Origin of the sequence: Providencia manganoxydans (assembly GCF_016618195.1) — a bacterium.
GTDB lineage: Bacteria > Pseudomonadota > Gammaproteobacteria > Enterobacterales > Enterobacteriaceae > Providencia > Providencia manganoxydans.
Genome location: NZ_CP067099.1, coordinates 3,786,530 through 3,808,250 on the forward strand (window position 1 = coordinate 3,786,530; position 21,721 = coordinate 3,808,250).

At 40.5% G+C, this 21,721-nt stretch carries 18 protein-coding genes and 3 pseudogenes; 5 read left to right on the plus strand and 16 right to left on the minus strand.

The window, feature by feature from the left end; all coding sequences use genetic code 11:
* Positions 1 to 256 precede the first annotated feature (256 nt).
* A pseudogene (locus tag JI723_RS17210) lies at positions 257 to 1,416 on the plus strand (IS3 family transposase).
* A gap of 383 nt (positions 1,417 to 1,799) precedes the next feature.
* Here JI723_RS17210 and JI723_RS17215 read toward each other — a convergent pair.
* The 16 genes from JI723_RS17215 to JI723_RS17290 all read right to left on the minus strand — a co-directional run bounded on the left by JI723_RS17215 (position 1,800) and on the right by JI723_RS17290 (position 16,935).
* The gene (locus tag JI723_RS17215; protein ID WP_319067120.1) at positions 1,800 to 2,921 is read right to left on the minus strand and encodes a hypothetical protein; all 1,122 of its coding nucleotides are present in this window, start codon (positions 2,919 to 2,921) and stop codon (positions 1,800 to 1,802) included.
* A 40-nt stretch (positions 2,922 to 2,961) separates the two neighbouring features.
* Positions 2,962 to 5,547 carry a fimbria/pilus outer membrane usher protein gene (locus JI723_RS17220; RefSeq protein WP_319067121.1) on the minus strand — a complete coding sequence of 862 codons (2,586 nt, stop codon included), beginning with the start codon at positions 5,545 to 5,547 and terminating at the stop codon, positions 2,962 to 2,964.
* A 22-nt stretch (positions 5,548 to 5,569) separates the two neighbouring features.
* Positions 5,570 to 6,322, minus strand: coding sequence for a fimbrial biogenesis chaperone (locus JI723_RS17225; RefSeq protein WP_337979592.1), 753 nt, complete (start codon positions 6,320 to 6,322; stop codon positions 5,570 to 5,572).
* Complete coding sequence (locus tag JI723_RS17230) at positions 6,319 to 7,002, minus strand: fimbrial biogenesis chaperone (RefSeq protein ID WP_319067125.1); 684 nt, start codon at positions 7,000 to 7,002, stop codon at positions 6,319 to 6,321. Before JI723_RS17230 ends, JI723_RS17225 begins: the two co-directional genes overlap by 4 nt.
* Before the next feature lie 10 nt (positions 7,003 to 7,012).
* Positions 7,013 to 7,531, minus strand: coding sequence for a fimbrial protein (locus JI723_RS17235; protein WP_319067127.1), 519 nt, complete (start codon positions 7,529 to 7,531; stop codon positions 7,013 to 7,015).
* A 16-nt stretch (positions 7,532 to 7,547) separates the two neighbouring features.
* A complete protein-coding gene (locus JI723_RS17240) occupies positions 7,548 to 8,102 on the minus strand; it encodes a fimbrial protein (protein WP_272581299.1) in 555 nt (184 codons plus the stop codon).
* Positions 8,077 to 8,775: a fimbrial biogenesis chaperone gene (locus JI723_RS17245; protein WP_272581300.1), complete on the minus strand. Its 699-nt coding sequence runs from the start codon at positions 8,773 to 8,775 to the stop codon at positions 8,077 to 8,079. The genes JI723_RS17240 and JI723_RS17245 overlap by 26 nt, the downstream gene beginning before the upstream one ends.
* A gap of 45 nt (positions 8,776 to 8,820) precedes the next feature.
* Positions 8,821 to 9,399: a fimbrial protein gene (locus JI723_RS17250; RefSeq protein ID WP_319067130.1), complete on the minus strand. Its 579-nt coding sequence runs from the start codon at positions 9,397 to 9,399 to the stop codon at positions 8,821 to 8,823.
* Between the two features lie 237 nt (positions 9,400 to 9,636).
* Positions 9,637 to 10,635 carry a fimbrial protein gene (locus tag JI723_RS17255; RefSeq protein WP_272581302.1) on the minus strand — a complete coding sequence of 333 codons (999 nt, stop codon included), beginning with the start codon at positions 10,633 to 10,635 and terminating at the stop codon, positions 9,637 to 9,639.
* A gap of 14 nt (positions 10,636 to 10,649) precedes the next feature.
* Positions 10,650 to 11,195: a fimbrial protein gene (locus JI723_RS17260; protein WP_140183233.1), complete on the minus strand. Its 546-nt coding sequence runs from the start codon at positions 11,193 to 11,195 to the stop codon at positions 10,650 to 10,652.
* Between the two features lie 26 nt (positions 11,196 to 11,221).
* Complete coding sequence (locus JI723_RS17265; protein ID WP_337979593.1) at positions 11,222 to 11,860, minus strand: fimbrial protein; 639 nt, start codon at positions 11,858 to 11,860, stop codon at positions 11,222 to 11,224.
* 11 nt (positions 11,861 to 11,871) lie between these two features.
* On the minus strand, positions 11,872 to 12,624 hold the full coding sequence (locus JI723_RS17270) for a fimbria/pilus periplasmic chaperone (RefSeq protein ID WP_081335897.1): 753 nt from the start codon (positions 12,622 to 12,624) through the stop codon (positions 11,872 to 11,874).
* Positions 12,625 to 12,646: 22 nt separating this feature from the next.
* Positions 12,647 to 15,175 (minus strand): outer membrane usher protein, encoded by a 2,529-nt coding sequence (locus JI723_RS17275; RefSeq protein WP_404826920.1) that lies wholly within the window; start codon positions 15,173 to 15,175, stop codon positions 12,647 to 12,649.
* 43 nt (positions 15,176 to 15,218) lie between these two features.
* Positions 15,219 to 15,764 (minus strand): fimbrial protein, encoded by a 546-nt coding sequence (locus JI723_RS17280; RefSeq protein WP_180737880.1) that lies wholly within the window; start codon positions 15,762 to 15,764, stop codon positions 15,219 to 15,221.
* Positions 15,765 to 15,827: 63 nt separating this feature from the next.
* Positions 15,828 to 16,388, minus strand: a complete 561-nt coding sequence (locus tag JI723_RS17285; protein ID WP_154598344.1) for a fimbrial protein — start codon at positions 16,386 to 16,388, stop codon at positions 15,828 to 15,830.
* A gap of 193 nt (positions 16,389 to 16,581) precedes the next feature.
* On the minus strand, positions 16,582 to 16,935 hold the full coding sequence (locus tag JI723_RS17290) for a helix-turn-helix domain-containing protein (RefSeq protein WP_140183264.1): 354 nt from the start codon (positions 16,933 to 16,935) through the stop codon (positions 16,582 to 16,584).
* 807 nt (positions 16,936 to 17,742) lie between these two features.
* Between JI723_RS17290 and JI723_RS17295 the strand changes: the two genes are divergently transcribed.
* From JI723_RS17295 to JI723_RS17310, 4 genes and pseudogenes are all read left to right on the plus strand, one after another.
* Positions 17,743 to 18,780: an FKBP-type peptidyl-prolyl cis-trans isomerase N-terminal domain-containing protein gene (locus JI723_RS17295; protein ID WP_337979594.1), complete on the plus strand. Its 1,038-nt coding sequence runs from the start codon at positions 17,743 to 17,745 to the stop codon at positions 18,778 to 18,780.
* Positions 18,781 to 18,792: 12 nt separating this feature from the next.
* A complete protein-coding gene (locus JI723_RS17300) occupies positions 18,793 to 19,797 on the plus strand; it encodes a tetratricopeptide repeat protein (protein ID WP_337979595.1) in 1,005 nt (334 codons plus the stop codon).
* Positions 19,798 to 20,434: 637 nt separating this feature from the next.
* Positions 20,435 to 21,542: pseudogene (locus JI723_RS17305) on the plus strand (IS3 family transposase).
* A gap of 37 nt (positions 21,543 to 21,579) precedes the next feature.
* Positions 21,580 to 21,669, plus strand: a pseudogene (locus JI723_RS17310) (Arm DNA-binding domain-containing protein); the annotation flags it as partial.
* Positions 21,670 to 21,721: the final 52 nt, after the last annotated feature.

The following is a 21,721-nucleotide window of genomic DNA, read 5'->3' on the forward strand; positions in this document are numbered from 1 at the left end:
GGCTAGCGTGATTTCATGGGTATTGTCATTTTCTATAATGGAATGATCCCAACGCATACCTTGTATTTTGGCAGCTTCTAAATGTTGGTTAAAGGTGTTAAACAGTTTTGCAAATTTTCCACAGGCTTCGATATCGTCAGGGAGTTTTTCGAAATTAGCTATCCCTGCATTGATAAACAGTTCACTAATTTCTGATCTGCTTTAATCAAACAGGACACTTTAATAATGGAATATAATCCAATTATTGAGGTGTTAAATGAAAAAACGAACAAACAGAATTTATACTACTGAGTTTAAGCAAGAAGCGGTCGCATTAGTCACCGAACAAGGTTATAGCGTCCCAAAAGCGGCAGCTTCTTTAGGGATCACCGATAAATTACTTTATAACTGAAATAACTGGAAAGCAAAATTCGACGCTGAGCAATCAGGTAGCAGCTTGAATTCCGATGAGAGAGCTGAATTATTAAGGCTTCGAAAAGAAAATAAAGAACTTAGGATGGAGAAAGAGATCCTAAAAAAAGCCAGCGCCCTCCTGCTAAAGGAAACCAAGTAGCGTTTAAAACGATTAAGCAATTATCTTCACAGTTTCCCGTGTTGAAGCTCTGCAAGTTAATGAAAATAAGTCGTTCTACCTACTACGCTTGGCTTAAACGCCCAGCAAAATTGATCTCCGCAGAACAACTTAGCCTGTACCGCAGAGCCAAAGCTATTTTTGAACAGAGTCGAAATAGCTTAGGTTATAGAACGTTACGTAAACGGTTATGCAAAGAGGGCTTTAGCGTGAGTGCTTATGGCGTTCAAAAGCTAATGGCTCAGCTTGATCTAATCGTCACTCAGCGTGTTGCTTATAAAGTCACCACAAAACGCAAACACAGTGATGCCGTAGCCGATAATTTGCTCAATCAAAATTTTAATCCTCATGCGCCTAACGAAGTGTGGGCGGGTGATGTGACCTATTTAAAAACAGGGGAAGGCTGGATGTATTTAGCCATCGTGATGGACTTATACTCACGCCGTATAGTGGGTTGGCACATTGATAAACGAATGACGGCAGATTTAGTCAGTAAAGCCTTGATGAAAGCGTATAATTTACGCCAGCCTGAAAAAGGCTTATTCTTTCATAGTGATAGCGGAGCACAATATACGAGTAAGCGCTATCGTCACTTACTAACAAGTTATGGTATTCGAGCAAGTATGGCCGATGTTGGAGCCTGTTGGGATAACGCCGTTGTAGAACGATTTTTTGGTAGCTTAAAGCACGATTGGGTACTAAAAATCCCATAGCCGACTCGTAAACAGATGAAAGAAGATGTTACTTCGTATATGCGCTATTACAACCAAGAAAGGCTTCATACTGCCAATGGTGATCTGTCCCCCATTGAGTATGAACAAAATTCCTTAAGAAAAGTGCCCTGATTTAGTTGCGCAGAACACTTGCTGCCTAATCGAGAAGTCAGCACACCACCTTGAGCTAAATCGTTATTAATCGTTTTTTAAAGCGAGCAGTCTGTTTTTCAGCTAATTAGTACTTTATATAAACATCGTCTTTTTAAAAAGAAATAGCTCCCTTTATCAAAATATCTTCATTTATTAAAATATAAAACATTATGGAGATTAAAGATAATTTCAGTGGGGTGTTTGTTCCATTTTTTGCCGATTCGATAGATTGTTATATAGACAGAATCAACTGAGATATAAAAATATAGTTTTAATTAAAAAATGTAAAATAGAAAAATTGATAATTGAATTGGCAGTAGAAGACTTCTTACTGCCAATATACCAGTTTTATAATTTCAATTTCACTTAACAAATACCGATAAATCTAATGCTCCACTATATACACCCGGCTCAATATAATCCTCATCTTTGCAGAGGTTCCAATCAATGGTAAACTCACCATAAGTGCCATTTTCATACTCTAAATCAATATCAAAAGTTTCACCATTAAATAGAATATCGCCTTCATCATCACAATCTGAACCATTGTTATTGATTATCCCTTCAATATATAAACCATTATCTTCATAATCTTCATTGATTAAATAGAACTTATTAGGTTCATCTTTTATTAGTCCAGTTTGCAATCGAACAGAGCCTAAAACGGTATTTCCAATATTACTATCACAGTCAATTTCAACGGTGACTCTTTCATAATCAACCAATCCTGTTGATTCATCAGAAGCAACATAAAATTTAGGTGAAGTATTACCATTCACATCGATGGTACAAGCATCTAATACATTAATGTTAATCGAGCTAATTAAAACTTGAGATAAATCGCCTGAAGGTATGGGAGATAACGATGATGCATATAAATTATCAATGCGCTCTAAATTATTTAATGCGATAAAATACTCACCAGGTGCAGCATCCTCAGGCGATAAAAATTTAATCACCCCACCAGTTACCGTAATATCAACATTGCGATCTTCATCAGCATCAAAATAGGGCTCATCGCCTCCTGGGTTAGGAGGGGTTAAGCAATAAGGGTTACCTTCGACTGGCTCCAAATTATCGAGATCAATCACTTCTCCATCGTGGACTCGAACAAATCCTTCGTCTGTTGAACCATCATATTTTACCCATTCTGCTGCCGCTGAATAATTCAAGGAAAAGTACCCCACATGATTATTATCTTCATTAATGAGATAAAAGTAATAGTGCCCATCTTCTTCATAGAGCGAATCTTCACTAATACAAAACCAAACTTCATCCGTAATAGCAATAAACCCATCAACAGTTCTATTTGCAGTATTATTCCTTGGACCACTTAATGGTACGCTTGCATTCGTCGAAACATAGGCAATTTCTGTATCCGGTGGAATGGTAACATCAATAGTATTAGCAAACCCGAATGAGCTATTCAGTAAACATAACGCTAAGATGGCCTTAACGACGTTTCTTTTTAAAGTCAATGCCATTATTTAACTCCTAAATTTAATCTTCGCCATTTCACGTTAATCACTGACACGCTAAACTGATTTTTCTAATTGGGTTGTCTTCGGTTACTGCCATCTCTTTTAAGTGCGTATAATGAGCACCACACGATGCATTGTGACCATTCCCCCATTGGATCAGTAAGGTACCCGAATCCGGTAACCCACTCATGTAAAGCTGACCGTTATCACCCACAATGCTGGTGTTTTCTTCAGTCGCCTCATCATCCACCAGCTTAGCAATCGCCCCGAATGGGATCGTACCGCCTTGATAGGTTAGCGAAATCAACGCCTGCATCCCGACACGCGTTGGGAACTTGGCTTTTACCACCGCCCCTTTGGTCGGATACACATTTTGCGAAGTTTTCGGTAACGTCACATCATCCGGTAAGGTATTCACATTTAAGCCAATGGTATTTTTGGCGTATTCGTTAACGTTCGGTGCCACCGCATAACCAAACATATCGATTTTGGCGTTACCTTGGTTTAGCGAGGTACCGTCTGCATCCGGCGCTTCCACCAACACCACGGAGTTACCTAACGTGCGCGCCAGTGTCACGCCACCTGAATGGATCACCATCCCGCCATTAACCCCCGCATTCACAGAAGAAGAACTTGATGAATAGTTATATCCCCCAGAAAAACTGCCTTTTGAGGTGTTGTAATTCAAACTAATGGCACTATTACTTTCTTGGTTGTTATTCCCCATACTTTGTGAAACCGAATAAGATAAATCCCTGTCCAACAATGAACCGTGTAAACCCATTTGCTGGCTATAATTGCCGCGATTGTTTTTCGAAATATAATAATTACTGCTCATATTTCGTAAGTGCTCTTCATTGGTAAATAAACTGAAAGGCACGTTCACATTAAACGAAATTTGATGGTTTTTAGGCCAGTCATTACGGCTATCGGATTTTCTGTAATCAATGGCATAACTGACGTTGTAATTCACGCCTTTAAAATTACCGTTATACCCTGTCGATAATTGGGTAGTTTCAGTATTGGAGTCCCAATAGTCGGTACGGCTACCACTTAAATAAATTGAGCCATATTTGCCCAGTGACTGGGAAAGCGCGGTTCGGAAACTGGAACGTTGGCGTAAGCCTAACCAGGGGGCTACCCCATCACTGAGCTGGTAATTGTGGGTATTAAAATCCGAGAAGCTGAAGAAATGGCGTGTGGAATAACGTAATGCGGTTAAATCGACATTAGTTCCTGTAGAGGTTAAGCTTTTCGAATATTTAATCCGAAACGATTGCCCTTCTTTGCGATCTCCCGACACAAAAGACGCCGCCGCATGGGTCATATCGACAGACAGCGCACCAAAATCCCCCAAGGAAATCCCCGTGCCCATCACCCCAGAAAAGTAATCTTTAGAAAATAACGTACCGCCGTAGACGGTCACATCATGCGGCAAGCCATAAATCAGACTGCCCAACACAAATTTGGCGCGTTTAGACGAACGGGTTAAATTGCCGTTATATTCCCCCGCCGTTACTTCATATTTCATTCCACCCGGTCTTAACATCACGGGTAATGAAGAATACGGGTAAACAAACGTTCTTTCAGAGCCATCTTCTTCACTGATATTGACCTGTAAATTTCCTGAAGACCCCGTTGGATATAAATCTTTAATACTAAAAGGCCCTGGTGCAACATAAGTCTGATACACCACGTTGCCATTTTGGCTCACCGTGATCCGTGCATTAGATTGTGCAATACCATTAATTTCAGGCGCAAAACCGCGCATACTGGAAGGCAGCATTTTTTCATTCGAAAACAGTTTGATGCCTTTAAACGGAATACTGTCAAACACGTTACTGCCCGTTGAACTTTCCCCCACTAACAACTCACCTCGTAATGCATTAATGGCTCGCATCACATAGGTATTGGAAAAACTAGACGTACGATTAGTGTAATTACGACGCCCTTCGGAGTTCGAATAATAATAACGATAATTTGAACGCAAGCGCCAAGCACCTAAATTGACACCGCCACGTAAACTCAAAAAGGCATTGTCATTGTTTTGTGTTTCCCGCTGAGATTGATTACGGCTGTGGCTCCCATTAAGCTGATAAGACAGCAAGATAGCCGGAATACCATTTTCCAGCATGCCTTCTGGTACGTAACCATTAGCCCGATTGTCCATATAAATCTGTGGAATACTGATTTCCATGGTCAGTTTAGACAGATTGGTTTTCACAAATGCCTCAGGAATGTAATCCCCTAACGCAGTCATCTTTTCATCATCAGTGAGCTTTTGTAGCGTTGGAAGTGAGGCTAAATTCACCCCAAGCTCACCGAGCATCGGTTTAGTGAATTCAGCGGAAACATTTCCATCACGGCCTTTTACAAACGTGATGTCCATACTGCCCATATCTCTTTTATTAATAAACACCGTAATATTGTATTTACCTTCAGGGACGCTATTGGCTTTTTCAAATTGAGATAAATCGATGGAATTCGGATCCATTCCTGACTGCAAAGATAATAGTTTTGGGTCAAAGTAATCTTCTGCATAAGAATAACCAGCAACGCCAAGACAATAAGAAATAAAGCTTAGATAAAAAAGATTATTTTTCATCTTAGACGACGTATATAATTTCATAGTTATCTCTCAGTGATTTTTTTTATAGTTTTTGGGTTTGCTCTGGCATTTCCAGCATAAATTCATTTAATAATCGCCATTTCACCGTGGCATTCGCATAATTCCCTTTCGGCAATGAATAGCTTTGTTGACCAAAAGGGGGAATGAATTTAAACAGTTGCATATTGTCAATTTGATGTTGACCGACCGCTAATTTCCCAAAGGTTAAATAAAGTGGTGACGGGTTATTAACAATCAGTTTTCCCTCAGCAAGCGTAAATTTTAATTTATCCTTCACCTTGGCGATTTTAAGATTCTTAATTGCCTCTGGCCGATAATAAAACTTATAATGTAAAACTTTCGATAAGGTTAAATCACCATCCATTTTTTTAAAGCTCACGGTATTTTTAGTGCCTTTCGGAGGAATGGCTTTTAAGCGAATAAAAAATACCGACTCTCGGTCTTGCGGCAATTTTTTTAAATTATCAATTTTTTTTATTTGCCAGTTATATTCTGACTTTGCCTCTAGCCGATATAAAGGTGGTGTGATCATAAAAGGAATTGAGCTCTCCTTTTTTACATTCAACCCTGTCGACTCATCAGGAATAGCAATATCGGCTTGAACGAGATAGGCATTGTGATCGTTATTCTTTAATAAAAATGAGAGCCCTCGGCTTTCTTGATGAAAAACTAATCTTTCACTCGGGAAACGCAAACCACTGCTGGTATTTTTTGCCGCAACCTGATGAATGTTTAATAAACCTAATAGTAATACGATGAATGAAATTATTTTCATTTTTTAGCCTTACTCTCAAAAATAAAGGGCTTGGTGGTACCACCATAATCATTCATTATTCGCCATGAAAAAGAATTCAGCCCCACCATGTCGGGGATCGTAATATTGGAATAAGGCGCGACCATTTTATTCTTTATTTTACGCGTATTATTCACCTTCATATCCACGAGGGTGGTATAATAAGGCGTCGGATTATTGACGGTTAATGTATTATTCGCATAATTGACCGAGATTTTTTCATACGAATCTTTCGCCGTCATCGGTAAATTTTCAGGTCGATAATACAGCTTAATCACCAAATTGGTGACGATGGATAATTTCCCACTGCTTTTTTCATCATTTCTTTTGGGTGGGATTGCTCTTGAACTAAAATAAAAGACACTTTCACGATCTTTCGGTAATAAATTTAATGAGGCAGGAAAAATACGCATCATAAAGGTCGAGTTTTTTTCCACCCTAAAAATAGATGGTGTAATCACAAAAAAATCACTTTTCTGATTATCCACATTATAAATTTCATTTTGAACCAGAAAAGGGGAATCGACATTATTTTTAAAGGTAATCGATGCCGATTTATCCCCTTCATTAAAAATAATGCGCGTCTTATTTAAACTGAGCCCTGCGGAATAAGTTAGAAAGGAAGTCAGAAATAACAGAACAGTAAGCGTTATATTTTTCATTATAACCACCTTAATCTGAAAAATAGCTAAAAGTAACATGCGCAGAAAAATCGCCCACTTCATCTTTCAAGCAACCTTGTCCGCGATCATAACAGGCTAATACCGCGGTTAAGATAATATGCTCATCGCCATCTTCAATCTGATCAAAGACGATATCCCCGACTGAAAAATATTCTTGTTCATCTTCATCCATGATCGCGACACCAAAATAAGCATCGGGATCGCTATTAAATACATAGTCATTTGAACCATCAACGGTGCTGCCCGAGGTCATTTGAATAGAACTGGTTGAAAAGTCACCTTCACAATCTTGCAAAATGATCTCAAACTGTCTTGTCTGCGTTTGATCAATAATGTCCTGAATGGAAACAATGCCAAAATCTATTTCATCCGTCGTATCATAAAGATCTTCAACAATAATTTCACAAGGCTCCTGATCAACATATGCTGTAAATTCAAAATGGATCGAGTCGTTATCTGCATTCACGAGAATAGGCAGAAAAAAACACAATATGAAGGAAAAAATCACTCCATATTTTTTCCTATTAAGGGATTTGCAGTGAAAGTTCAATGGCAGCATCAATATCACCTGAGGTTATGGTTTGATTGTCAATTTTTGCAGCAACGACTTCAAAATAGTGCTCCCCCGTCCCAGATTCGACCGTGGCCTCATCCCCCGAGAAGATCACTTCCTCACACGCACCATTATCATCACCGCAGTTCATCAATAAAAAACCCACATTGATCGCACTATCTTCATACAACACGTTATTTTTTATGTGTGTACTGCTTAATGGTGTAATCACAATATCGATGGATTCGGTATCCTCTGAGATCCCTTCACAGCTATATTCCACCGTAAAAGGCTTGCGATAATCACTCTCTTCGCCCGGCTGTAATGCACTCAGTACACTGCTACTAAACGGCTCATCAAAAATCACTTCCTGATCGCTATCCGCAGAAAATTCACACGTGGCATTGGCCACCGTGCCACTAAAATAAATCGTTGCACTTTCATCGGCTAAACTGATATTCGGTAATAAAACTGCGGGGAATAATAATCCTAACAAACATTTATTGAATTTCTGTTGAATAGCCATCATAGCCTCCCAAATCATTAATTGCGGTCCATTTTGCTATCGCCCCTGTCGGCGTTTTTAGGTCAAAATTAATACTTGAAAATGGTGCTATCATGTTATTTTTATTCTCTGAATTAATCACCATCGCTTTATTATTCAGCGTCACGTTAAATAGACTGATGTAATAAGGGGAACGATTGATAACCTCAGTTTTATTACCAACATTTTTAAATACTAGCGATGACTGTGCTTCCTTAGCGGTTTGTTTTAAATCAGTCGGCCGATAAAATAATTTAATAATATTATCAAAACCGATGATAACCCCTTCACTGTTTTTATCTCTCGCGGGTACCATGCGGGCTTTAAAATAAAAAACCGATTCTCTGTCTTTAGGGAGTTGATTATTGACCAACATAATACGTACATCTTGTCGGCTCATTTTTTCTAAACGAAATAAAGGGGGTGCCACTTCAAAAGCGTCAGGATATTGCTCACTCGCTATCGCGATTTGCGTGAGATAATTTGTCTTTTCATCATTATTTCTTAACGTGACAGACACACTTTTTTCACCTTGTGGGTAAATAATGCGTGTGGCATCAATACCCACGCCAGCGGAATAAGCGAAACTATTTAATAACAAAAAATTGGTGACAATGAACAATAGCCACATTTTTAACGACAGTGTATTTTTCATAGGCTTTTATGAGGGTGATTACAAACTGTAATCACCCGACTTTAATTAGTTATAAGCAACACTAAAGATAACCGGCACACTCAGGATATCGGTATCGTTAGAACCATTCAGAGCGAACAGGTCTGCTTGCATTGGTAATAAATTGACCGCATTACCGTCAACATCAGTCACTGCACCTTCATCATCTGTACTCATCACCAGTGATTGGTTAACATTGATTAATTGGTTTGGTTTAATTTCAACTGCTGTACCGGTAGCAGGGTTAGTTTTAATTCCCACCGCTAATGTTTTTGCATCTGTATTAGCAAAAAGATTTGGATTAAAGATACTTGCTTGACCATCTGCGTATAAACTTAAAGCGCCAGACTGAGTCTCAGCACCAGCACAGTTGGTTAAGACTAAGTTGAAATCTTTATTTGCAATCGCGGTTGTTGGTCCTTGAGTGACGCTCTCAGTGGTGAAAACACCAAAGTCAACAATTGAGCCAGAGCTTGTTGCGATATCACAAGTTCCTTTTTGTAATTGTGCTTTAAATGTCACTGTTGTTGTTGTTGCCGCCATTGCAGAACTTGCAACGCCAGCCGCTAACATTAATGCAGCGATAGATGCTAATTTAATTTTCATATTGAACCTCTTTTATAATGATACAAACGTGCGATACCACATGGGGACAAAATTATTCTGACACCCGATTTTTATATAAAGCTATCTAAAACCTATATTAATAAATATTTAGTATGGAGAGTAAAGCAGTAGTTAGAGCCAAATTTTTAAAATCCTTTATAGTGTATTAATTAATATTTCTTGTTGAAAAAGACTCATCTTACATCTAAAAACAATGTTCAAGAGCTAAATTTATTATTAAGGAGTTGACATCACAATCGTTCCTGATGCATTAAACATTCCTTCAATTAAATCACCAGGCATAATATTTTCTTTTTTCACTACGGTGAAAGTCACTGTATCTTGGCCATATCCATTTTTAATTTCAGAGATAAAATTGCCATTTAACGGGGATACCACTTTATTTTCGTGATACATTTCCACCCCCATCCCAGGCATTACTGAACCTGAACCGTAAGCGCTTCCAGTCCTCACTAGCATCGCATTATTTGAAAACCCTGCAGGCTCAGCAGTAAAATACATTTTTATCGGCATCGTAAGGTTATTATCATCACAATGATAAATTAAATCTTTATTAATTTGATAACGGCTTGATGCTCCAACTGTCGAAATACCCGATGGATTAATTTGCCCAAAATCTATTTCAATGATTTGGTTATTATTAATGTCACAAGTTCCTGTTCCGACAATAACATCATCAGCTGCATAAAAATTCCATTCGAAGTCATAATGATCAAATGGGTCACCACCTATCGACCAAGTAGCATATTTATGCAGATAAAGTGTCATTAGCAGATCGCCTTTTCTAATCAACACTGCATTTGTTGGTTTTGTACTCACTTGTAAATATAATTTAATAGGTAATGGTTGGGTTGCTACTCGTAATGCAAATACAGGATAATCTTGCCCGCTAAATGGGGCTAAAAGATAGTTACCATTGAGAACAACTCCTGTTTTTAGTCCAGAAATGTTAGTAAATTTGGTGCCTGCCCTTGCCCCTGTCAACCTTAAATAATCGACATATGATAAAGGCGCCTCATTTCTGCATGTCATAAACTCATCAATATCTGCGAATTCATTGATACGATCAGGTTGAGCGAATATGTCACTGTCGATAGGAACATCATAAATATTTTGCGTTCCTCCCATAACTTCAACGCCATCATTTGTTTTACAAACGAAAGCGTAAGAATGACATGATAAAATAGAGAGAATAAAAAATAATAATATTTTCATGGGAACACGTCCTATTAATCATAAAATAACTTAAACGTTGCTGTTGCAGTAAATGCACCTAACCCAATACTTTTAGATTTAATTGCATCTAACTCAGCTTCAACATAAGCCTTAAATCGCAACTCATTATTCCCATTATTTAATTTATAGGCTGGTGTTGGAGTATTAATTTCAATAATATTTTCACTTTCATCTAATATCGCTATTCCAACTCGTGTCGCCACACTATTGCTGTCTAAAGCTAATAAACCAGGTAAATTTGGATTCTCATTTCCAACAAAAGTGACATCAACAGTATTAAATATACTGGTATCGCAATCTTCCAAATGGATGACATAAGACTCAATATGACTTCGGGTATTAATATACAAGTATTTATCCACTATAGTGCCGAAGTCGACTTCTATCTCTTCATCTCCTGGGCGAATAACACATGGCTCAGCAATAAGTTCACCTCGAACCCTAACCTCACCTATTTGTCCATTTTTAGCATATGTATATGATGGCTGAACAATATTTAAAAAAAGCATGCAACTAAAAAAGAGTATATATTTATTCATGTGAACACTCCTTCTGAGTGATAAAGTTAGTCATACATCAACTCAAAAGAAATCAAGGCACGGTAAGCGCCTGCTTGTAATTCGCTGGCAATCCGCACTGGCGTAATAAAAAAGCTTAAGCTATCTTGTCCCGGTGATAGTAAACGAGGAACACTACTTTCGCCCAGTGGGATCACTCGTCCAGCCTCATCACTCAATTGCAACCCGAGACCTTGCACACCCACCACTCTCGCCAATTGAGGATAAAATGGCACCGATGGTGCTAAAAAACGCATTTTGACCCCCGGTTGCTCACTGCTCCACGCCACACTGCCCGTTTTAATATCACGCAGTGCCGTAGGGGTTTCAATACAATCTAACAACTCAATATGGAATGGTACTGGCCTGCCCGTTTGCCCTACTTTCTTCAAATCCGCGGTTTCAATATTGCCCATGTCTACTGATTGGTACACCGATTCCATGGCAATTCGGCACGGACTTTCTGTCAGCGAACCAAATACATACAGTTGACCACTCGCACCTTCCACATTCCAATTACCATCAGGGCGATAAAGGGTGGCATTGCGATCGGCAGCATGGCTCAACCCACTCCACAGACTAAGACACAATAAGCTACTCACCCAGCCAAAACGGGAATATCGATGACAGTTTGCAGATATCGCCATCATGCGGCTCCTTATGATTTCTTCTCAGGTACAACCGCACATTGGTTGCTCTGGCATTTAAAATGCAGTTTCAAACGCCCGCCGTAGTCGTTGATATAGGTCAACACCGGTGAACTGCCCAGTTGAGCGCTAGACACGCCCAAAGCATGCTCTCCAAATGGCGCAACCATCACAGCATCAAATTGCTTAGTAATAGGCGCATTGGCGGTCGCTGCGGCACCAATAATGGTGACGTAAAATGGCGTCGGATTTTTGGCAATATACTGGTCGCCTTGTTTCGTTAACGTCAGTTTTTCTTGCCACGGTTGATTCATTTTTTCCGTATCACTAAGTGCGATCCCAGATGGACGATAAAATAATTTAATTTTGCTTTGTAACGCCAACTGTAATACGTTCGGTTTTTCACTTTTCGGTGGAATTTCACGCAAGTTAAAATAGAACAAACTTTCACGATCTTGCGGTAACGCTGCCACATCCGGTAGCGCTTCAATACGCACTTGACTGGTTTTTCCCGGCTCTAAACGCTGTACGGGCGGCAATACCACAAATGGCGACGAGACTTTTTGGCTTTGATCATTCTCAATCCACCCTTGCGCCAAGTATGGCAACTGTGGATTTTTATTGGTAATAGTCAGCGATACACTTTTTTGTTCGCCATTAAAAATCACACGGGTGCGGTCAAGCGCTATCGCTGACCACGCTTGGCTTGCATACATGACCGATAACAATGCGGTTGCCATCAATAAACGTTTTGGACTTTTCATTTTCATTCGCTGTCTCTCTTAATTATTCTTTCACTTTGTCAAATGATGGCGGGCGCGAGGTTATCGGCTCGCACTGCAATAATAAATTGGCACTAAGCGTGTCAAACTGTGCAGGGAACTGTAATTGACACTGATCCTCACCAACCCACTGTACCACCATGATTTCATTCGGATTTATCCCACTGACATACGCTTGACCGTTATCATTCATGATGCCCGTATCTTGCCCACGTGCATTGCGAATTTGCGCACCAAATGGAGGGAAAGAGCCATCCGCTAAACGCACGGCGACCATCATCTTACGCCCTGACAATACTTCGAACTTACGGTAACCAATCGCCCCTTCCGTTAAGGTCGCTTGTACCACCGAATCGGTGACTTCGGCGTTATCCGGTAGTTTATTCAAATCAATTTTGACTTTATTGCGGTAGTAGCTGTTCACATCGGGCACCACTGCTTTACCAAAGGCATTCGAGTTCACGACTGCACCGCGTCCTTTCACTGGGATATCGCTGATACCGTCGGTATCAATCAACAGACGTGTTCCGCCCATTGTGGACACTCGGTGCATATCGATGCCTTCAGGGGTAAAGGTGAAACCACCTTGTGCCCCAAGGCCAAACGCGGTGTAACCGTTGTGGGTATAACTTGCATTAGCCGTTAAACGTGCATTGCTACCTTGATGGGTAATATAGGCACTGCCCGTACCGCCTTGGCGTGCACTTCCCGCACTGAATTGATACGACGTTTGGCTATCAATGCGGTCGTAATAAGTCGCACGGTTGGTCACGTCATTGTTATTGCTTGCAATCGAGTAACCGATATTTGCCCCGTTGCCCCACGGCACTGACAGTGACAAATAAGCGCCGTCATCATGGGTCTCGTTATACACATTGCGATACGCAGACAACGACACGTTGACATTTTTCACTGAACCAAAGTCCATGGTTTTGGTGAGCATCAGGTTGTAGCGATCGCTATCTGGACGATCCCAATAGGTTTGATGGCTATAGTTCACATACGTTGATAGCCCGATATCACGGAAGTTTTTATTCAACGAAATGGTGTACATTTCCTTGCTGCCACCGCGACGCTCACCACTTTCTTTAGCATTCAGGTAATCTGACATGCTCATAAAGTCACGCTCAGAGAAGCGGTAGCCCGCGAACTGCACTTGGCTATCGTAATCATCAAAACGTTTTGAGTAGTTGACACGGTACGAGCCGCCACTCAGGCGGTCTTCACCCGGCAAACGAGCAATCGACTGCGTCACATCAAAGGAAATCGCACCGAAAGCCAGTAAATCACGTCCAATACCGGCCGCGAAAGCATTGTAGTCTTGGCTGTTGAGGCTGCCGCCAAACAGTGACCACCCGTTGGAAATCCCCCACGAGAACTCACCCGTGGCAAACACATCACCACTACTACGGTGATCGAAGGTGGACGGTTTACCCAATGACAGTTTGTAACGCACAGCCCCTGGTCGGGTCAGATATGGAATGGTGGCGGTATCCACTTGGAACTCTTGCACCGTGCCATCTTGCTCTTCCACACGTACATCCAGTTTTCCGCTGGTCGCATCACTCAAGTCTTGAATACGGAACGGACCCGCCGCTACTTGTGTTTGATATAAAATACGGCCTTGCTGGCTAACAATCACCGTAGCGTTTGTCGTCGCCACACCTGAAATCTCTGGTGCATAGCCACGTAAATTTGGCGGTAACATGTTCAAATCGGAGCGCAAGCTACCGCCCGTAAAACGGAAGCTATCAAACAGGTCAGAGTTAAGATAATCTTCCCCCAACGTCAGTTTGGCGCGCATTTGTGGGATCGCGCGATAAGCATAGAACCGGCTCCACTGGAAATCCGTATTGACAGGATCACCCGAGCCAGTCGCATGGTTTAAACGACTCTGCCAGTCTGCACGTAAACGCCATGCGCCCGCATTCGCTCCCACCACGCCATTACCATTTAGGGCATAGGTATTGTGGCCTTTTTTGTGTGGACGGTTAGTTCGTGCGGTAACGTTATAGTCCAATAGGATACCGGGGATCCCTTCATCCCATAGTGACGGTGGATCCCATGTAGCGGTACGATATTCTAAATAGGCTTGTGGTACGCTAAGGTATAGGGTCGATGTGGACAAGTCACCGCGCGCCTCTGCGCCCGGAATACTGGCCAAATCCACACAACTGCCGTCATGCCACCATGTCAGATCTTTGATCACCTCGTCTTTTAACCCCAACTGGCTAACAATGTCACCCGTTAAACAGGCTTGACTTTCATTAGCATCGGTAGCTGACGGGTAAAATGTCACTTTTTGTTCAGGTAATGTTTCCTGATTAAGTTGAATTTTCAACGGATAACTGCCGGGCATGATGTAACCCGCACGCGAAAATTGACCTAAGTCGATATTTTTTTTGTCGTTTAAATCCAACAGTTCAGTGTTGAATTGCACCACATCCGCCGCCATTAACGGGGACGAATAGGGCATGAGTGCTGTCATTACAGCAAGGTAGACCGCACAAGGTTGGTGATAAGTACGCGACATAAAAAAATATCCCTAGGCAAATGAGCGCCAAACCGCAAAAGAATCAGTAATAATCAATTTTGAAACGCAAAAGCGTTTGATAAGATCCAGCTTGTAAGCGCTGATTATTGGTTACCAGCTGCAATTCATAATTCAAGGTCATTTCACCGGGAACAATGTCGCGTTTGGGTAACGGTTTCCCTGCAATTACCGGTGTTCCTTGGTCATCACGCATTGCTAATTGCACCCCTTTAGCTTCACCTGTCACCGTAAAAAAATCGCCGTTTGCGGGGCCATCAAAGGTCACATCAAAGGTTTGCCATTCGCCTTTACTGCTGGGATAACGTTCCCAACGGCAATCGACTAATTGAATGTTGAACGGTTTTGGCGGAGCTTTACCAAATTGCTTTAATACGCTCAGAGGAATAACGCCCATGTCAATCGTCTGATCACGAGACTCGGTTTCGATTGCACAGGCGGTGTCGACGATTTCCCCATACATCGAGACCTTTCCCCACCCTTGAGAAGGAGCAGAAAAAGCGGGTGCGCTCGCGCCCAGTATTCCGAAAAGCACGCACAGCAGTGCATTATGTTTTTGCCGTCCTTTCACAAAGCGCCTCGACTATTGGTGGAAAAAACGTGAGGAATAGCGCCGCTACCCCTCACCGCCAGATTAGTTGTACGCTAAAGTGAAGTTAGTGACGCCTTCGAATTTACCCAGTGGGATAGCGTCAACGGCAACATTCGCACCACGGACAAACGCACTGTATTGCAGGGTGTTGCTACCTGCTTGCAGTTGGTGAGACTGAGTGGTTGAGATGCCCATATCGATTGGAGCACCTTGTGTATCCGTGATTTGGATACCGACGTTACCCACTAAGCCTTCATCTGGGTTCAGGCCAGTCACACCCAGTAGCTTAGAGTTAAAGCCTGCGCTTGCGCCGCTGAACGTGATTTGCACTTTGTCGTTGTATTGCACACCCGCATTATTCGGGAACACACAGTCTTCTAATTCAATAGTGAATTGTTTTGGTGAAGATGCGCCACCATTTGCCAGAATTGAATTGGCAATTTGACCTAATTCAACAGTTTGATCAATCGAGTCAGCACTGATTGAGCATGGTGCATCGATGATTTCGCCTTTGAAAGTCACTTTACCGTGGCCTTGGTCAGCGGCAAATGCGGATGCACTCATTACGCCAGAAATCAGGGTTGCTAAAATAATCTTTTTCATATTTGCCTCTGCAATAAAAATAACGTGGTTTAATTAAAGGGATGATTACATCATCTATTTTCAAGTTGTGTCTTATCTCTATATTGAAATAAAGAAAACATCCCCCTTAAATTCAAATAGGAAGACATTGTCTTTATTTAAATAAAAGACAATCAAATTTAAACATTGAGAACAATAAAGTTTATTTATTGGTTTAATTAAATTTAAACACCTGTTCATCACTCACTTTTAATGAAAGAAAGACCCGCTGATAACTTTCATCAATCTGTTTTTGCAAATCAGAAATATTCAAATACACTTGTTTAAAAAAACCATCGACCGACACATTCAAAACATTCAAAATTAAAATCAACGTATCAACCGTAATATTGCATATCCCGCGTTCATAACGAGAAACTTGCTGTTGCGAAACATTCAATTCCTTGGCTAATTCCCTTCCCGTGATGCCCCTACTACGGCGTATTCGATATATTTCTTGACCAACTGCTTTAGTAAATACGGTTCTCATATCAGATTCAGAGCGTAGATCGAAATAAAGGTCGTTCATTTTAACACTCCTGCTGTGTTTGCTTTTTCAACCCAATAACGCAACAAAATAATTTATTTTGTTGTATTTTATAATTAATCGATTAATAAATATGAATATTTATGATATTCGATATAATCAAAACTATATTACCATCCATTATTGATTAAGGCAGAATAAATCACTATCAATAAAATCCACTCAAATTAAGAACGGATCCCGCCAAGCCGCATCACTCCTAAATGGAGTAAAATTTGATACACTTAATATGAGTTAGTGGGGATGTAAATATAACCTGTGTGTTATAAAATGCGGTTTGATTTTGCAAAAAGTGTCGAGTAAATTAGTTAGCACAAAAGGGAACGAAATAAATTATTTTGTTTCCTAAAAAAAGATTAAAAACCAATCCAATCAAACACTTAAAAAAATCTATTTAGTTCAACATTTGTATCTCTTTCTTTTTTTGTAAAAAAAAAATCATTTTTAGATTATCCACTATAGACTGCATCATGCTTTATTTAATGCCGCAGCCCAAAAATTTCCTCCAGCATTATTCTACTGAAAACCCACAGTTCTAAATTCTGATTGATTATTGAAAATTAAATTTGTAATCTTTATTTAATTGCTCGGAAGGATAAAAACAGAAAACACTCCCACAATCCAGTCCGTATTGTGATGTGACGTATCACGGGGTTTATTTCTGTTTTTATTAACTCGATCCTATTTTCCCATGTCATAGGCAAACTGAATGAAAATAAATTAATCCCTTTTATTTTGATAGTTAACTCTGTTTTTAATGATTGTTTTTTGTTATTTAAGGAGTCTCCTATGGCTGCGTACTTTCGGGTGTGGCCCTCACGTCATTGGATATTTTCATTCAGTCTGTTCAGTGCTCTTTTCATTATTCCGAGCGCACACAGTGAACCTCAACAGAATAGTTTGCCGGGGTTGCTTCAATTCGCACAAGAATATGAAGCTCGTAAAGCTCAGCAAACAGAAAATAGTCCAGACGTCTTTTCATCCACGGGGATCCAATTACCCCAAATCAAATTGAAAATATTGCAACAACAACTGTACGCCAGCCAGCGACGTGAACAACAGTATCGAGAACAACTTCAGCAACTGCAAGCCGATGTTCAGCGTCTTAACAATAACCTGCAATTATTGACTCAAAAAAATAAGGCAGCCTCTCAGGCAAATTCAGCCTTAATCACTTTTAACGCCGATGATCTGAAAAAAAATGACTCGCTACGCCAAGCTTATGCCGCGGGAATTGCCATCGGTCAAGATGCACTCACTCTTCATCAAGATAATCAGTCCTATGGGCAATCATTGGATAAACAAGCTTACCTAGCGGGGATCACCGATGCCATCGAAGGACGCATGCAACTTTCCCCCACCGAGCTACACGCAGCGCTCATTGCCTCACAAGCTTCGATGGAAAAAAATAAACGCGAGCAAAAAACTCAGCAGTTGGCATTGGCCAAACGTTTCTTAACGGAGTGGAAAAAACAAAAAGAAGTGAAATCAGACCCGATGGGCTATGACTACAAAATTAATTATCTAGGACAAGGTAAAATTAAAGACAACGATGTGATAAGCATTGTAGTCAAAGAATCGTTACTCGATGGTACCGTCGTCAGTGATATGGAGCTGCAAAATAAATCCTTGACCCTACCGCTTGATAACTATCCACCACTGTTCCAATCAGCGATCCGTCATTTACAAAACCACGGTGAAATTACTTTTGTGGTGCCACCTGAATTAGCCTATGGCGATGAAGGCTACCCACCCTCCGTTCCACCGGGCGCTTCGTTAATTTACACATTGCGCATTGCCGATATTCAAAACTCCCCAATACAATAAGGTCAGCAGGATATGATGAAAAGACATGTTGGGACACTTATACTTATCAGCCCCTTACTACTGGCAGGTTGCGATAACCAGCCCGTACCAAAAGAGCAATCTGCCACACAAGCCATCAATGCCACTAAACATTTTGAAGAGGGACTGAGTGATTACCAAGCCAGCCCCCCTGATTATGTATCGGCAGCGAAGCACTTTCAAAAAGCTGCTGAACAAGGCAATGTTGATGCACAACTTTACCTTGCTGCGTTGTATGAATCAGGATTGGGTGTGGAGCAATCTTGGCCAAAAGCCATTCACTGGTTTAAATCTGCCGCCACACAAGGCAGTTTGCCAGCGCAATACCAATTAGGATTGATTTATGAAAAAGGGAGAGGTGTCGAACAATCGCGATCGGAAGCTTTACATTGGCTAACGTTAGCCGCAGAACAAGGTGAAGCTGATGCACAGCATCAACTGGGATGGTTGTATATGGAAGAAAGTCAGTATAATCAATCATCTGCACAATCAGCACTCAAGTGGTTTCAAGCCGCTGCCGAACAAGGGCATGCCTCTGCACAAAATATGTTGGGTTGGTTATATGAAAATGGCGCTAGCGGCCAACCCAACATGGCAGAAGCAATCAGGTGGTATCAAGCCGCCGCAGATCAAAGCAATGCTTATGCATTGAATAATTTGGGCTGGTTTTATTGGCAAGGTAAAGGTGGCAAAGTAGACAAAGAAAAAGCACTCAGCTACTTTACGCAAGCTGCTGAGTTAGGGGATAACGATGCCCAGTTAAATTTAGGGTTGATTTATTATCAAGGTGATGGCGTACCCGTTTCCATTGAGCTGGCGCAAAAATGGTTTATGCGTGCTGCGGAACAAAATAATGCCTATGCTCAATACAATTTAGGTTGGTTGATCCAAAAAGGCCAAGTGGCGCAAACCTCGCACTACGCCGCACGTTATTACTTCCAATTGGCTTGTGACAATGGGCTACAGCAGGCCTGTTTAGCGCTAAATACTCAAAACTGAATTTCGATTGTTATTTTAAGGGATACTCAAGAAAATTGATTACTGTAGAACAAATTAAAACACTTATAGAGCACAGGTAGTATTTAGGACGAATTTAGCTCACTGTATTATAAATAAGGTATTTACAACAAAACCACTGAAGAACAAAAAACTCTTCTGTAACTTAGAAACTATTTTCATCCATACATAGTTGCAAACACTGTAAATTGTTTAAATCTTGCACAACATGAGAGGTAGTTACTAAAAAGTTCCTAAAGCAGTTTCCAATTCTAGTTGACTGTTATACCGGATGATTGAGCACTGCCCAATTCTCCTTTAAATACCGTTTAAACGTGCCTAAAATAAGAGCATTAGTATGCAAAATAGAATGCAAAAAAACGTAAAATAAATCTATATTCTTTAGTGCAAAATCAATAAATCCTCGCCAAGTCAGTAATCTCAAGGCCCCCATCCTATCTCAATCCCTTTTCAAATAGAACGGTACGAACATACCAATCAGAGCCCACGCGCTAATTTTAAAAACAAAGCCTTTACTTAATCGTTTGATTTTAAATATAAATGTGTTCATGCTGTCCACTTCCCCTAAAATAAGACTGCTATAATTAGATTTTCTGCCCTAACCATTACAGAGGTCATGATGAAAAAAGCCCGTTTTACTGAAACTCAAATCGTTAATATTTTAAAACTCGCTGACTCTGGTATGAAAGTCGAAGATATTTGCCGTCAAAATGGGATCAGCAACGCGACTTACTATAACTGGAAATCAAAGTACGGTGGTATGGAAGCTAATGATGTTAAACGATTAAAAGAGCTTGAAGACGAAAATACCAAGCTAAAAAAATGTTTGCAGAAGTTAGCCTTGAAAATCATGCAATGAAGGAGCTTTTCGCAAAAAAGGGTTGGTAATGGCTGAGAAAAAGTCCTGTGCTCAATCATTAAAAGAGGCAGGTTTATCAGTCAGTAAAGCTTGTAAATTAACATCATTACCCCGAGCCTCGTTTTATCGTCAGCCGTTAGATTGGCGTAAAAAAGATAGTGTGGTGATCGATGCCATACAAACTGTTATAGCAAAATCACCTCAGTCAGGTTTCTGGAAATGCTATTTTCGGCTAAGATTTCAAGGTTATCCCTTTAATCATAAAAGAGTTTATCGCGTTTATTGCCGCTTGGGGCTAAACCTGAAACGGCGAGTAAAAAAAATACTTCCGAAACGAGAAAAAAGACCATTAGTGATTGAAAAAATCTCGAATGTTCAATGGGCGCTGGATTTTGTACATGATAGTTTATATTGTGGTAAGCGCTTCAGAACACTCAATATTATTGATGAAGGAACGCGTGAATGTTTGGCGATTGAGGTTGATACATCGTTACCCGCGGAGCGCGTTATCAGAGTGCTTGAGCGTTTAAAAACCGAAAGAGGATTGCCGAAACAAATTCGAGTCGATAATGGTCCTGAATTAATCTCAGTTAATCTATTGAATTATTGTGAGAATAACCAAGTTTTACTGTGCCATATTCAACCGGGTAAACCGCAACAAAATGGCTTTATCGAACGTTTTAATGGCTCGTTTCGCCGTGAGTTTTTAAATGCGTATTTATTTAAATCATTAAGCCAAGTTCGAGAAATGGTGTGGTTTTGGCAACAAGATTATAACCTTAACCGAACCCATGAAAGTTTAAATCACCTCCCACCGGAGGTATATCGTAAACAGTTAGAAAATTCTAGTTTGGTGTGTCTCAATTAATGGGAAGTGGACAAAACCTAATGGCGCTCGTTACTGACGAATGAAATATCGCTTCTCAGGTAAAGAGAAAAAATTATCGATTGGTGTTTACCCTGATGTTTCTCTTGGTTTGGAAGGGAGAAGTGAAATAATGCAGTGGTATGAGGATTATATTGATGAGTTAGAACACAATTCAAACT